Genomic DNA, 13,074 nt, shown 5'->3' with positions numbered 1-13,074 from the left:
TCCAGATGCCGCCTTTGATCGCAAAGTCGGTGTTTCAATGTCTCCTGACTGCTGATGGCATGGGACAATGGTGCGCGCTCCCGGAATTGCGCCCGGGATGGCCTGCCAAAAGCCAGAGACTGTACCTGCTGAATGGTGCGCTTTCAGAACCGGCGAACGAAGCTGACCGATATCTTGTTCATGCTGGCATTAACGCTGTTGTTGCCTGATGGGAGCACGTCGAAGTTTTCGGAGGGGAACTCGACCCTCCTATATTCCAGGCGAAGGCCATTCGTATTGCTCCAGAGATATTCAACGCCGCCGCCGGCCGTCCAGCCCGACATGATTTTGGCGTCGGAAACGGCCAGTGTTTCGTTCTTTACGTGGGTATTGGCAAAGGCATAGCCGCCCGTCCCATAGATCAGCGTCCGCTTCCAGATATAGCCGATCCGGCCGCCAACAGAGCCATCGACATCCGTGAAAGCCTTGTAACTGTAGGGGCCGCCATTGCTGGACGAACCACCGCTGAAGAAATCGTAGTTCACGTCTACTCTCGGGCCAAACAACAGGTGGCCTTGCAGGAAATCATACCCAGCCGAGACACCGAGCGTGAAGCCGTCGTCATCTTTCAGCAGGGAATTATCGAACGTCATCGTGCCGTAACCGATATTCGGCTTGATATAGAAACCCTGCCACGATGACATCGACGGCGCGTTGTCATAGTTTGGAATCAGCAGGCTGTACGGACCACTCAAATTGCCAATCGGCTTGAGAGAATCAGGCAACTCCTGCGCCATTGAGAGGGTCCCGGATGAAAGAAACGCTGCAATTGCCAGAGCAAACGATATCTTTCGAGCAGCTTTCATCATGACTTTCCTGAACCTTGTCGTGGATTTAAAGTGGCTTGGCGATGATGCATTGAAAGCAAGCATCTCACCCTAGTGGTTATGTATCTTGCGACTTACGGCCGGTCAAATGGAAACGGCAGTGAGACGGCCTTCGGTGCATGCTGCCAGTGTGACGTACTGTTCCCGGCAGCGGCATGTTACATGGAAACGTCATTCGGGTCGAATTATCTATGTCATAAAAACAATGACATAGTTCGCCAGGCGCCGAGTCGAGTTTCGAATGTCAATCGAGGTTATAATGTGAGCCATTTCGGGGGGCAAAAGGCCTTCTTCCGATCGGTTGCGCGCGGCGAAAGGCGCGCGCAGGCCCTAAGCTGACCTCACCCCAGATCATGCAGATGACAGGCCGCCAGATGGTCTTGGCCTCGATGGGAGAGCAGCGGCATTGCGGTACGGCAGCGATCGAATGCATGGGGGCAGCGCGTGTTGAACGGGCAGCCGGCAGGAATGTGGAACGGGTCAGGCAATTCGCCACGTGTTGATGCATTCCGCTGCCGACGCGCGGGGTCGACTTCGGGAACGGCCTTCAGCAAGGCATTTGTATAGGGGTGCTGCGGCGCTGAGAACAGTGTTTCGGTCGGGGCCACCTCAACGATGCGGCCGAGATACATGACCGCCACGCGGTGGGAAATGTGACGGACAAGTCTGAGATCATGGGCAACGAAGATGACAGTGAGGTTCAATTCTTCCTGCAGCTTCAAGAGCAGATTGATCACCTGCGCCTGAACCGAGACGTCAAGTGCGGAGACCAGCTCATCGGCGATCAGCACTTCCGGCTCAACCGACAGCGCCCGGGCAATGCCGATACGCTGGCGTTGGCCACCGGAAAACGCCCGGGGAAAACGATCGGCTGCATCCTGGGGCAGGCGAACCAGCTCCAGAAGTTCGGCGATACGTGCATCGATCGCTTCCGGCGGGCGCATTTTATGTACGCTCAAGGCTTCGCGCAGCATCTGGCGGACGGTCATGCGCGGGTTGAGCGAGCTATAGGGGTCCTGAAAGATCATCTGGACCTGGCGGTTGAAGTCACGCAGCTTCGTGCCCTTCAGTTCGGCAATATCATGCCCCTTGAACAGGACCTTGCCTTCTTCAGGTTCAAGCAGACGAACAAGGCAGCGCGCAAGCGTCGATTTTCCGCAGCCGGATTCGCCGACGATACCAAGTGTTTCGCCACGCCTGACCTCCAGGTCAATGCCATTGAGGGCATGAACGGTTCGCGGTGGCTGACCGCGCAGCCGGGCGAAAACAGAACGTCCGGCTGAAAATTCCTTGCTCAGCGCAAGAATGGAAAAGCTGGGTGAGGTCATTGAAGGGCCTCCTTTTCCGCGATGACACGATCCTGGTGAAAGCAGGCGGCCATATGCGCGCCATCGCTTTCGACCAGCAACGGCCGCTCCTTGCGGCAGCGCTCGGTCGCAAAGCTGCAGCGTGGGTTGAAGGCGCAGCCCGCGGGCATATCTGCAAGGCTTGGCGGTGTTCCCTCGATGGAGAGCAGCGGCTTGCGCTCCTGTCCGCTGCGCGGAACGGAGCCGATGAGACCGTAGGTATAGGCATGATGCGGTTCGGAAAAGATGCTGGCGACATCTGCGCTTTCGACAATGCGTCCGGCATACATCACGGCGACGCGGTCACAGGTACTGGCGACAACGCCAAGATCATGGGTGACCAGAACGACACTCATGGAAAAGCTATCGCGCAGATCCAGGATCAACTTCAAAATCTGATCCTGAATGGTGACATCGAGCGCTGTTGTCGGCTCGTCGGCGAGCAGAAGCTTTGGCGAAGCGGCGAGCGCAATGGCTATCATCGCCCGCTGGCGCATGCCGCCGGAAAACTGATGCGGGAATTCTTCCAGCCGGTTTTTCGCCGCTGGAATGCCGACTATATCGAGAAGCTCAAGGGCGCGGGCATAGCGCTGCTTGGCTGTCATATCCGTATGCGCGGCGAGGTTTTCCTCAATCTGGACGCGGATCGGCAGGATCGGGTTCAATGCCGTCATCGGCTCTTGAAAAATCATCGAAATTTCGCCGCCACGCACGCGTCTGAGATCGCGTTGCGACATTGTCATCAGATCACGGCCCTGCCATATGACTTGACCCTCAATGGTCGCGGGCTCGCGCAGCAGGCGAACCATGGAGCGCAGCGTGACGCTCTTGCCGGAGCCGCTCTCGCCGACCAGTCCGAGAATTTCGCCTTCTCTGACATCGAGGTTGACGTTATCGACGGCCTCGACCATGGCTCCGCCAACGGGAAAACGCGTGGTCAGATGCCGTATGCTCAAAATGCTGGACTGCGCATTCATCGCTTTGTCCTCAACAGTTCGGTCAGTCCGTCACCGACAAGTGAAAATCCGAGGCCGGTGACGACAATGGCGATGCCGGGGAAAACGGAAATCCACCAGGCTGTCGTCATGAAGTTCTTGCCGTCGGCAATCAGCACACCCCATTCAGCCGCTGGCGGCTGGGCGCCGAGACCGAGATAGCCGAGGCTGGAACCGAGCAGAATGCAAAGCGCCATATCGGTCATCCAGTAGACCAGAGCCGGTGTCATGGCATTGGGCAGGAGGTGGCGGAAGATGATGCGGGCAGGTCGATATCCCATGACCCGGCCAGCCTCGGCGTAATCAAGCCGCTTCTGTACCTTGATTTCGCCGACGGTCAGCCGGCCATAGAAAACCCAGTCGATAATGCCGACGGCAATATACATGTTCAAAAGACCGGGACCGAGAACGGAAACAATTGCAATTACCAGCACCAGAAAAGGGAAGGTGATTGTGGCATCGACAATGCGCCCGAAAACGGCTTCGACCGGGCCGCCGATATAGCCGACAATGGCACCGATCAGCGTGCCGACAATAGCGGGCACGATGGTGGCGAAAACGGCAATTTGCATGTCGATGGCATAGGCATGAGCAACACGGGAAAGCATGTCACGGCCGAAACTGTCTGTGCCGAAAGGGTGGCTCAGGCTTGGCGGCGCGAGGATGGCGCCATAATCGAAGCTATTGGGGTCGATGCGGGTGATGAGCGAGGGAAAAAACGCGATCATCAGGCTGAAGCCAAGAATGAAGCCGCCGCCGATCAGGGCCGGAGAAAGCCAGCTGGGCTTTGTCCAGCGGCTAGATTTTGCGGTGGTCGCGCTCATTTTATGATCCTCGGGTCAAGCCAGGCCTGCAGAAGGTCGGTTGCCAGAAAGATCAGCGAAACGATCACGGCAAGCGAGATGGTGAGCCCCTGAATGACGGGATAGTCGCGCGCATAAATGCTGTCGATCATCAGCCGGCCGGCGCCGGGAATGGCAAAGACTGTTTCGGTAATGACGGCGCCGCCAAGCAGGACGCCGACCTGCAGTCCGAACAGGGTCACGGTCGAAATCAGGGCGGAGCGCAGGACATGGCGCGTGAGGATCAGGCGCGGATAAAGCCCTTTGGCGCGGGCAAAATCGATATATTCGGCGTCAATGATGTTGAGAATTGCCGCTCGAAGATTGCGCATCAGCACGGCCGAGAGGCTGAGCGCCAGTGTGACGGCGGGAAGCAGCAGATGGTAGATATGGCTGAAAAAGCCCTTGCCAAAGCCGCCAACGGGAAACCAGGCGAGTTTGGCGCCGAAGACGATCAACAGCAACAGGCCGATATAGAAGACCGGCATGGACAGGCCGATCTGAAAGCCGCCGCGCACGATCATATCGGTCAGGCGGTTCGGCCGAAGCGCTGCAACAAAGGCGAGCGGCACGGAAAGACAGAGCGCAATGATGGCTGCCATGGCGGTCAGCATCAGCGTTACCGGCAGGCGCTCCGCCAGAAGGGCTGCGACCGGCCGTTTCAGCGCGATGGACGCGCCGAGATGGCCGGTCAGGATATTGCCGGCGAAGTGAAAAAACTGGATGACCAGCGGCTGGTCGAGGCCGAGTTGAGCGTTGATCCGGGCAATATCGGCATCGCGGCCGCGATCCCCCAGAAGGACGGTCGCCGGGTCTCCCGGCAGGAGGCGCACAAGGATGAAGGTGACGATCAGAATGAAGATGAGCGTCGGTATCATCTGAAGGATGCGCCTGATGACGAAGCTGAGCGAATTCAAGAACTGATCCTGGATTTGGAGGTGGCGGCCGAGCCTGGACTGGTAAGCACCCGTAAGCGAAACGGGCAGGCGCGCCGCCTGCAAGAGCGGCGCGCCGTTATGGATTATTCAGCACCCTTCCAGGCGGCGCGGAACAGGTTGTTGCCGAGCGGGATCTGGACAAAGCCGTGGACGTCGGGGGCAAGGGCAACCGGATAAGGCGTCTCGTAGAGCGGCAGGGTCGGGCCTGTCGTGTTGAAAATGTCCTGGATCTGCTTGTATTCGTCGGCACGCTTCGCTGTATCAAGCTCCTTCTGTGATGCCTCGAACAGCGTGGTCGCCTTGTCGTCACTCCAGCCGGTGTGCAGGGCGCCAATGGTCGGCGGGTAGACAAAATAGGAGGTGATCTCGTTCGGATCGGCGATATCGTCGGTCCATCCGGAAATGCGCATGGTGAAGGTGCCGCCGCGATACTGGCTGTCGCGCGTGCCGGCATCGACCTGATTGATCTTCAGCTTGACACCAAGCTGCGACCACATCTGCTGCAGGGCAGTTGCGATGCTGATTTCATTCTGGCTTCCGGCAAGAACGAGAATGCTGGTCTCGAAACCATCGGGGAAACCTGCCTCCTGAAGCAACTGCTTGGCCTTGGCGAGGTCGTAAGGATAAAGCGGCGTATCGCCGGAATGCAGAGGCGTTGCTGTTGACATATAGGAGGTCATCGGCGTTCCGACGCCCTGGGTGACGATCTGGATCAGAGCCTGCTTGTTGGTGGCGAGGTTGAGCGCCTGACGGACCTTGAGATTCGACAGCGGATTGGCTGCGCCATCAAGTTCCGGACGGACATTCATGGTGACATATTCAACCTGGGTCGACGGGAACAGCTTCATGTCGACATTGGCGTCCGTCTGCAGCTCTTTCACACGGGTCAGCGGAATAAGCTCGGCACCATCAAGTTCACCCGACTGCAATTTGAGGATACGGGTGGCATCATCGGGGATGATTTCAAAATCAATCCCGTCGAGATAGGGAAGCGCCTCGCCATCTTCACCCTTGGCCCAGTAATTCGGGTTCTTCACCAGCTTCATGTCGGAGCCGTGATCCCACGATTGCAGAACAAAGGGGCCGGAGCCGACCATGTGGGTGACGAAATCCTTGGCCTTGTCCTCATCGGTATCGCCGGCAGAGGCCTCATACTGTTTTTCGGGAAGAATGGAGGTGTTGAATACGGTCAGGGCTGCCAGAATGGCTGGATCGGGCTGCTTCAGATGCAGGACAATCGTCTGATCGTCAGCCGCCTCTACCGAATCGACGGCTCCAAGCAGGAAGTTCCAGATGCCGTGTTCCGGATTGGCGGCACGTTCCAGCGACCAGCGTACGTCCTCGGCGGTGATCGGTGTTCCGTCGGAAAATTCAGCACCCTGGCGCAGGGTCAGTGTTACTGTCAGTCCGTCATCGGAAATCTTCCAGTCTGTCGCCAGGCCGGGCTTGAGGCTCTTGCCGTCATCCGATGGCAGGATCAAAGTGTCGTAAAGGTTGGAGATAACCCAGATATCGACATTGCCCTGGTTGTAAACCGGGTCGGGGAACATGCTGTCTGCATAACGGCCATAGGTCATGACGCCGCCGCGCTCGATGGCATAGGCCGGTGTCAGCGCAGTCAGAGCGAATAGAGACGTGCCGAGAAGGGCGGCATGCAGGATATGTTTCATCTGGATCCCCTTTTGGTTGATCTATAGCGGCCACAAACCGATATATTTACCTATAACGATTTCACCGAGGGGGAATGTTGTCAACATAAAGATTCTGACAAGCATGTCGCGAAATCGCAGGTTTAACGTGGAATGAATTGAAGTCATCTCTGCAATGTGTAATAAAAAACTATAACAGTTACGAGGGTTGAATGGATTTCCGGGTCGATCGATCTCTACCGATGTCTGTCCGTCAGCAGCTGAAGGGGGCGATCGAATTTGCCATCGCCTTTGGTGAATTGGTGGCAGGTGATGCCTTGCCTTCTGTCCGTGAAATGGCCACAGCCGCTGGCGTGGCCGTGATGACGGTCAGCCAGGTCTATCGCGAGCTGAAGGAAGAGGGCCTGATCGAGACGCGGCCTGGCGCCGGGACTTTCATAGCTGACAGCTCCAAGGCGCGTGCCGCCCAGCACCCTGATATCGAGGCGCTGCATCGTCAGATTGATGCCATCATCGCCCAGGCGGAAAAACTGGGGGTCGGTGACGCTGATCTGACCGCTCTTTTGAAGGCGCGGCTTGCCTATCGCAGCAAGACCGGAACCAAGCTTCACATTGTCATGGCCGGACTTTTTCCCGATGCCACGCTCAGCTATGCCAAGGCGATCTTTGATCAGCTGGGTGGTGCGGTTGTCGTTGAACCCGTCACTATTCGCGCGCTGAATGGCGATGCGCAGAAGCGTGCCCATGCTGCAAGTGCTGATTATGTGGTTACTTTCACCAATCGGCGCAGGGAGTTGGCGGCACTGATGCCGACGGCGAAAATCATTTCAATCCGCTTCATCCCCTCGGAAACGACACGCATGGCGCTGGCCTCGATTTCGCCGACGGCCCGGCTGCTGGTACTGTCGCAATTCCCGGATTTCCTGCCGATTTTCCAATCTGCCATGCGCCGTTTTGCCGCCCATGTCGGCAAGGTTGTCGCCGTGAATTTTGATGATCCGCGGGTGCCGGAGCTTCTGGCTGCCAGCGATGTCGTTGTCTATGCGACCGGCACGGAGGATACGGCGGAAAAGGCGCCGCAGGGTACGTCCATGTTCGAATACCGCCACGTTCCAGATCCCGCCGACGTGGACCGTGTATTGTTGCCATTGGTCTCGGGCGAGCCCGTGCCTGTTGGTGCAACTGGCGGGAGCAAAACCGTAGTGGAGCCCTGAACCGGGAAACACCACCATCGGCAGATTGGGGATTGCTGTTCACGCGGACAGAACCCGGTCGCCGCGAGAATGCAGGACAAGAGGAAAAAATGAAAATAAGCGATATGAACTGGTCGATGGTGGAGGACTATCTGAAAAAGGACGATCTGGCTGTTCTGCCGCTCGGCTGCACCGAACAGCATGCCTTTCTGTCTCTGTCGACCGATTCCATCCTTGCAGAAAACATGGCTGTGGAATCCGCAGAACCGCTCGGCGTTCCCGTCTTTCCGGTTCTGCCTTATGGCATTACGCCTTCTTTCATGGCTTATCCAGGCACGGTTTGCCTTGGCATCGAAACCTATCTTGCCGTGCTTGGCGACGTTTTTGACAGCCTCAAGACCCATGGCTTCCGCCGCATCCTGATCGTCAATGGCCATGGTGGCAATCAGCCGGCGGCGAATTTCGCCCTGCAGTGGATGGGGCGTAATCCCGAAGTGGCGATAAAGTTTCACAATTGGTGGAACGCGCCAAAGACGCTTGCCAAGGTTCACGAGATTGATCCGCTTGCCTCTCATGCGTCGTGGATGGAAAACTTTCCCTGGACGCGTCTTGCCGGTGTTGTCCAGCCGAGCCAGCAAAAACCGCTCGTGGACTTCGCAACCATGCGCATCAATGCGCCGGAAGGTGTGAAGGCGCTGATTGGTGATGGCAACTTTGGCGGCTATTACGAGAAGCCTGACGAAGACATGCTGGCGATCTGGCAGGTCGGTGTTGAAGAAACGCGTGGTCTGCTCCAGGGGCCATGGCGCTGAGCGCGCAACCCCGGACTGCTATCTTGCAAAATTTTGAAGGGCTTGAGAACGATGTCAATTGATTGGGCGATCGCATTGCATGGCGGTGCTGGCACAATCCTGAAGGATAGGATGACGCCGGAAAAGGAGGCCGCCTATCGGCAGGGGCTTGAGGTCGCTCTTGCGGCCGGGCGGACAGTGCTTGAGGCTGGCGGCCCGGCCGAGGATGCCGTTCAGGCCAGCGTTGTCGCGCTTGAAGATAATCCGCTTTTCAACGCGGGGCGCGGTGCAGTGCTGACGGCGGACGGAAGCTTTGAACTCGATGCTGCCATTATGCGCGGCCATGACATGGCCGTTGGTGCGGTCTTCTCGGTGGCTGATGTTGCCAGTCCCATCACCCTTGCGCGGCTGATCCTGGAACAATCGCCGCATGTGGCCTTCTGTGGCGAAGGTGCGTCGCGCTTCGCCCGGGCCAATGGCTTGCCGTGTGTATCGCAGGATTATTTCGAAACCGAATATCGCCGCCAGCAACTGGAAAAGGCGCGGGCGATGAAGGTGATTTCTCTCGATCACAATGACAACAAGTTCGGCACGGTTGGCGCCGTTGCCCGTGATTGCAACGGCAACCTGGCGGCTGCGACCTCGACCGGCGGCATGACCAACAAGGCTCCGGGTCGGATCGGCGACAGCCCGGTGATTGGCGCGGGAACCTATGCCAGTAATGCATCCTGCGCGGTTTCGGCGACGGGGCATGGTGAACTGTTCATTCGTTTGACTGTTGCCCGCGATATTGCAGCCATGATGGAGTATGGCGGCGTGACCCTGATGGAGGCGGCGCAGCGCAAGGTGCTGGTCGAACTTGAAAAGCTGGAGGCCGAAAGCGGCGGCGTTATTGCTGTTGGCAAGACAGGCAGTCCGGTTCTGGTCTTCAACTCAGCCGGCATGTACCGCGCCTCGCAATGTGCCGGAGCGCAGCCGGTGATTGGAATTTATGGTGACAGTGACTGACTGGCACGATCGGTTCCTCATGCCTGCATTTCAGCGCAGGCGAGGGGGGATTCGTTGCTACGGATTTAAAGCGAAAGGGCCGGCGCTGAAAACTGCGCCGGCACGCGACGCAGCAAGTGGAAGATCGATCTTCGTCGCATGAGCAGCCGGACACACTCCCTCCAGCAAGCGTGGAGCAAAATGAGGAATGCGACGGTGCTAGAGATGCAGAAATCTATAGCGCATTGATGTCTATGGAAAAATACGATTGCGTAAGCTTGGTGTGTGGCGGATGGGGTGGGATTCGAACCCACGGTACAGTCTCCTGCACGCCGGTTTTCAAGACCGGTGCCTTAAACCGCTCGGCCACCCATCCAGCCGTAGTGCCTGAAGCACCTGGAAGGCGGCTTTATCATCGGGCACTTGTTTCGGTCAATGGCTGTCATGCTCCGGCTGGCCAATAAATGATGAAATTCAAGAAAGTTGAATATTATTGACGATGCACCTAATTCGCGTATTATCCTACGACAAATTAAGCATGCCATAAATCGGTCACGTTCTAGGCTGACATGGTATTGCGTTTACGGCGCATTGCACGTCCGTATGATGTCGTGAGGTTAAGCACGCCAGCAAGCGTGTTGGTAGTCAAGAAAGTACTGCATGGACGATTTCCGTTTCTCTGGGGGGCTTGTCGCCCCCGTGGCTCTGATTGCGCTGAGCGTTCTCCTTGCTGGCTGCAACAGCATCACCGAGACGGCAAAGTCTCTGGAGATGGGTAGCAAGAAGGAAGTCGCCAAGGCCGATGATGACGCCGACGGCAATGCCGGCATCCGAAGCTATCAGAAGGTCGGAAAGCCTTATATGATCAACGGGAAGTGGTACACGCCTGCCGCAAACCCGAATTACAGCAAGGTGGGACTGGCATCCTGGTATGGCGGCTCACTCGACGGTTCGCTGACAGCCAATGGTGAAACCTTTGATGCCGATCATCTTTCCGCCGCTCACACCACCATGCCGCTGCCAAGTTACGCTCGCGTGACCAATCTTTCCAACGGTTATTCTGTTATCGTCCGTGTCAATGATCGCGGACCTTTCGTTGATGACCGCATCATTGATGTGTCGCACAAGACGGCGCAGATGCTGGATATGACCGGAGCGGGTGTTGCCAAGGTTCGCGTCGACTATGTCGGCCCGGCGCCTGAAAAACCGGATGACATGAAATTTCTTCTGGCCTCCTTCAAAAAGGGCAAGACGGATCAGCATATTGTTGATCCCAAGCGCTTTGGTGACGATGCCGCGATCGCCAAGGCAGAGACGCCAGCTGCGTCTGCGCCTGCGGCGCCTTCGGCTGCTGTTGCTTTCGCCGAGCCCGAAAAAACATCGGCCAGCGCCTCGGCTGCGGCTGAAGAGGTTCTGAAGCCGACACTTGCTGCGCCCGTCGGTCAGGTCACCGTATCGCAGGTTGTTATCCCCAGCGTTGTTCCGCTTCCCACACGCGATCCCGGTATGCTGGCGCCCGCGACATCGCAGTCACAGCAACTCGCCCTTGCCGATTCGACAAAGCCGGTTGGCAGCGCGCAGCAGGTTCAGGCGGAGGATGCCTTTGCCGTCATGTCCAAGAACGTTGTGATCCCTGCAACGGTTCCCATTCCGATGAAAAAATAAGTCTGATCGTGTCGCAGGCCGGGTTTGGGCCCGGCTGCAGGCGCGATTTTGACCGGCGACCTTTTGCAAGACCGGAATTTGCTCTAAAGCTCGGACAGGTTTTTGCTGAGAGGTTTCATTGAAGCGCGGATTGTTCATCACATTCGAAGGCGGCGAGGGGGTCGGCAAGTCGACGCAGATCCGACGTCTGCGTGATCGGCTGATTGCCATGAGGCATGATGTCGTGGTCACCCGGGAGCCTGGTGGTTCTGTTGGCGGCGAGGCCGTTCGCCATGTTCTTCTGTCTGGTGCCGCGGAACCGTTCGGCGTTGCAATGGAAGTGATGCTGTTCGCCGCCGCCCGCAATGACCATGTTGAAGACGTTATCCGCCCGGGGCTTGAGCGCGGAGCCATGGTCCTCTGCGACCGGTTTTTCGACTCCTCCCGCGTCTATCAAGGTGCGACGGGCGGTCTGGAACCGGAATTCGTTGCCAATATCGAGCGCATCGCCATCGCCAATGTTCGGCCGGACTGTACGCTGATCCTGGATCTTGATGCGGCGACCGGGCTGTCGCGGGCCCAGGTCAGAGCTGGCGGCACGGTCGATCGCTTTGAGAAGGAAGATCTGGCGGTGCACGAAGCACGGCGTCAGGCCTATCTCGCTATTGCCGCAGCCGAGCCTGATCGCTGCGTGGTCATTGATGCCTCCGGCGATGCAGATCAGGTGGAAGCCGCGATCTGGCGTGCGATTGAGCCCTTGCTTGGTGGGGGTTCGCATGGCTGAGGGTGAGGTGCTGGACGGTGCTGTGGCGCCGGCCGAAAATACAAAGCTCTTTGGGCATAAGGCGGCAGAAGCCTATCTGGCGGAAGCCTATCAGAGCGGCAAGAACCATCACGCGATCCTGATTGAGGGCGCGGAGGGCATCGGCAAGGCAAGTCTTGCGTTTCGCTTCGCCAACCACATCCTGCATCATCCTGTGGCCAAGGACGCACCGCTGACGCTCGGTGATCCAGATCTGGCATCGCCGGTCACTCGGCAGATCATATCCGGTGCATCGCATGATCTCCTGCATCTCCGCCGGCCCGTCGATGCCAAGACCGGAAAGGTGAAGTCGGCGATCACCGTGGACGAGGTGCGCCGGGCAGGGCATTTCTTCGCGCAGACATCCGGTACCGGAAACTGGCGCATTGTTATCGTCGATGCGGCCGACGATCTGAACCGGAATGCGGCCAATGCCATTCTGAAAATACTTGAAGAACCGCCACGTAACGCATTGTTTATGCTTCTATCCCATGCGCCCGGCCGGTTGCTTCCGACCATTCGGTCGCGCTGTCTTCCCTTGCGGCTTCGCCCGCTTGCAACGGATGATCTGATGGCAGCACTCGCCCATCTGGGAATTGCCGTTCCGGCGGATGAACGCGACGAGATCGCCCAGCTTGCCGCTGGCAGTGTCGGTCAGGCGCTGAAGCTGATCAACTATGGCGGCCGCGATATCATCGCTGGCTATCACGAGGTGCTGACGGGCGATGATGGCGCGGCGCGGCTGTTGACCCATCGCCTGGCTGACACGCTTTCCAGGCGTGAGAATGAGGCGATTGCTGCGTTTTTCCTCTCCTATCTTGAGGAAGATCTGCAGGCCAGGGCACGTGAAGCCGCGCTTGATGGCAATCTGCGCCGCGCCGAGGCGATCGCAGCCTTCTCCGTTGATGCGACGGCGGAGATCCGTCAGGCACGGGCCTTCAATCTCGATCAGAAGCAGCTGATGATCGATCTTGTCGGTGCGATCCGTGATCTGGTCTGACACTGTCGGTTGATTGGCGTT

Annotated in this window: 12 protein-coding genes and 1 tRNA gene; 6 read left to right on the top strand and 7 right to left on the bottom strand. The window is 57.8% G+C overall.

Annotated features, from left to right (window positions below):
* Positions 1-143: 143 nt before the first annotated feature.
* From FJU08_RS01615 to FJU08_RS01590, 6 genes are all read right to left on the bottom strand, one after another.
* Positions 144-845 carry an outer membrane protein gene (locus tag FJU08_RS01615; protein ID WP_210245169.1) on the bottom strand — a complete coding sequence of 234 codons (702 nt, stop codon included), beginning with the start codon at positions 843-845 and terminating at the stop codon, positions 144-146.
* Between the two features lie 362 nt (positions 846-1,207).
* On the bottom strand, positions 1,208-2,194 hold the full coding sequence (locus tag FJU08_RS01610) for an ABC transporter ATP-binding protein (protein ID WP_141147222.1): 987 nt from the start codon (positions 2,192-2,194) through the stop codon (positions 1,208-1,210).
* Positions 2,191-3,189: an ABC transporter ATP-binding protein gene (locus FJU08_RS01605; RefSeq protein ID WP_141147221.1), complete on the bottom strand. Its 999-nt coding sequence runs from the start codon at positions 3,187-3,189 to the stop codon at positions 2,191-2,193. Before FJU08_RS01605 ends, FJU08_RS01610 begins: the two co-directional genes overlap by 4 nt.
* A complete protein-coding gene (locus tag FJU08_RS01600) occupies positions 3,186-4,031 on the bottom strand; it encodes an ABC transporter permease (protein ID WP_141147220.1) in 846 nt (281 codons plus the stop codon). Before FJU08_RS01600 ends, FJU08_RS01605 begins: the two co-directional genes overlap by 4 nt.
* Positions 4,028-4,966 (bottom strand): ABC transporter permease, encoded by a 939-nt coding sequence (locus tag FJU08_RS01595; protein WP_141147219.1) that lies wholly within the window; start codon positions 4,964-4,966, stop codon positions 4,028-4,030. The genes FJU08_RS01600 and FJU08_RS01595 overlap by 4 nt, the downstream gene beginning before the upstream one ends.
* 104 nt (positions 4,967-5,070) lie before the next feature.
* Positions 5,071-6,657: an ABC transporter substrate-binding protein gene (locus FJU08_RS01590; RefSeq protein ID WP_141147218.1), complete on the bottom strand. Its 1,587-nt coding sequence runs from the start codon at positions 6,655-6,657 to the stop codon at positions 5,071-5,073.
* Between the two features lie 191 nt (positions 6,658-6,848).
* Here FJU08_RS01590 and FJU08_RS01585 point away from each other — a divergent pair, with 191 nt between their 5' ends.
* The 3 genes from FJU08_RS01585 to FJU08_RS01575 all read left to right on the top strand — a co-directional run bounded on the left by FJU08_RS01585 (position 6,849) and on the right by FJU08_RS01575 (position 9,628).
* On the top strand, positions 6,849-7,850 hold the full coding sequence (locus tag FJU08_RS01585) for a GntR family transcriptional regulator (RefSeq protein ID WP_141147217.1): 1,002 nt from the start codon (positions 6,849-6,851) through the stop codon (positions 7,848-7,850).
* 89 nt (positions 7,851-7,939) lie between these two features.
* Positions 7,940-8,641, top strand: a complete 702-nt coding sequence (locus FJU08_RS01580) for a creatininase family protein (protein ID WP_141147216.1) — start codon at positions 7,940-7,942, stop codon at positions 8,639-8,641.
* Between the two features lie 51 nt (positions 8,642-8,692).
* Positions 8,693-9,628, top strand: a complete 936-nt coding sequence (locus FJU08_RS01575; protein ID WP_141147215.1) for an isoaspartyl peptidase/L-asparaginase family protein — start codon at positions 8,693-8,695, stop codon at positions 9,626-9,628.
* Between the two features lie 265 nt (positions 9,629-9,893).
* Here the strand turns inward: FJU08_RS01575 and FJU08_RS01570 are convergent.
* Positions 9,894-9,983, bottom strand: a tRNA-Ser gene (locus FJU08_RS01570).
* A 284-nt stretch (positions 9,984-10,267) separates the two neighbouring features.
* Between FJU08_RS01570 and FJU08_RS01565 the strand changes: the two genes are divergently transcribed.
* The 3 genes from FJU08_RS01565 to FJU08_RS01555 all read left to right on the top strand — a co-directional run bounded on the left by FJU08_RS01565 (position 10,268) and on the right by FJU08_RS01555 (position 13,053).
* Entirely contained in the window at positions 10,268-11,272 is a 1,005-nt protein-coding gene (locus tag FJU08_RS01565) for a septal ring lytic transglycosylase RlpA family protein (RefSeq protein ID WP_141147214.1), read from the top strand.
* A gap of 118 nt (positions 11,273-11,390) precedes the next feature.
* Positions 11,391-12,035, top strand: coding sequence for a dTMP kinase (gene tmk, locus FJU08_RS01560; protein ID WP_141147213.1), 645 nt, complete (start codon positions 11,391-11,393; stop codon positions 12,033-12,035).
* On the top strand, positions 12,028-13,053 hold the full coding sequence (locus tag FJU08_RS01555; RefSeq protein WP_141147212.1) for a DNA polymerase III subunit delta': 1,026 nt from the start codon (positions 12,028-12,030) through the stop codon (positions 13,051-13,053). The genes tmk and FJU08_RS01555 overlap by 8 nt, the downstream gene beginning before the upstream one ends.
* Positions 13,054-13,074: the final 21 nt, after the last annotated feature.

This window comes from Martelella alba (assembly GCF_006516955.1).
GTDB classification, from domain to species: domain Bacteria; phylum Pseudomonadota; class Alphaproteobacteria; order Rhizobiales; family Rhizobiaceae; genus Martelella; species Martelella alba.
Note: the sequence above shows the minus strand (reverse complement) of the source record. Positions and strands in the feature narration are given on the sequence as shown.

Excerpts from the sequence above, each read along its gene's own strand:
- FJU08_RS01615 (WP_210245169.1), bottom strand. The coding sequence starts at position 845 with ATGAAAGCTGCTCGAAAGATATCGTTTGCTCTGGCAATTGCAGCGTTT.
- FJU08_RS01610 (WP_141147222.1), bottom strand. The coding sequence starts at position 2,194 with ATGACCTCACCCAGCTTTTCCATTCTTGCGCTGAGCAAGGAATTTTCA.
- FJU08_RS01605 (WP_141147221.1), bottom strand. The coding sequence starts at position 3,189 with ATGAATGCGCAGTCCAGCATTTTGAGCATACGGCATCTGACCACGCGT.
- FJU08_RS01600 (WP_141147220.1), bottom strand. The coding sequence starts at position 4,031 with ATGAGCGCGACCACCGCAAAATCTAGCCGCTGGACAAAGCCCAGCTGG.
- FJU08_RS01590 (WP_141147218.1), bottom strand. The coding sequence starts at position 6,657 with ATGAAACATATCCTGCATGCCGCCCTTCTCGGCACGTCTCTATTCGCT.
- FJU08_RS01585 (WP_141147217.1), top strand. The coding sequence starts at position 6,849 with ATGGATTTCCGGGTCGATCGATCTCTACCGATGTCTGTCCGTCAGCAG.
- FJU08_RS01580 (WP_141147216.1), top strand. The coding sequence starts at position 7,940 with ATGAAAATAAGCGATATGAACTGGTCGATGGTGGAGGACTATCTGAAA.
- FJU08_RS01575 (WP_141147215.1), top strand. The coding sequence starts at position 8,693 with ATGTCAATTGATTGGGCGATCGCATTGCATGGCGGTGCTGGCACAATC.
- FJU08_RS01565 (WP_141147214.1), top strand. The coding sequence starts at position 10,268 with ATGGACGATTTCCGTTTCTCTGGGGGGCTTGTCGCCCCCGTGGCTCTG.
- FJU08_RS01555 (WP_141147212.1), top strand. The coding sequence starts at position 12,028 with ATGGCTGAGGGTGAGGTGCTGGACGGTGCTGTGGCGCCGGCCGAAAAT.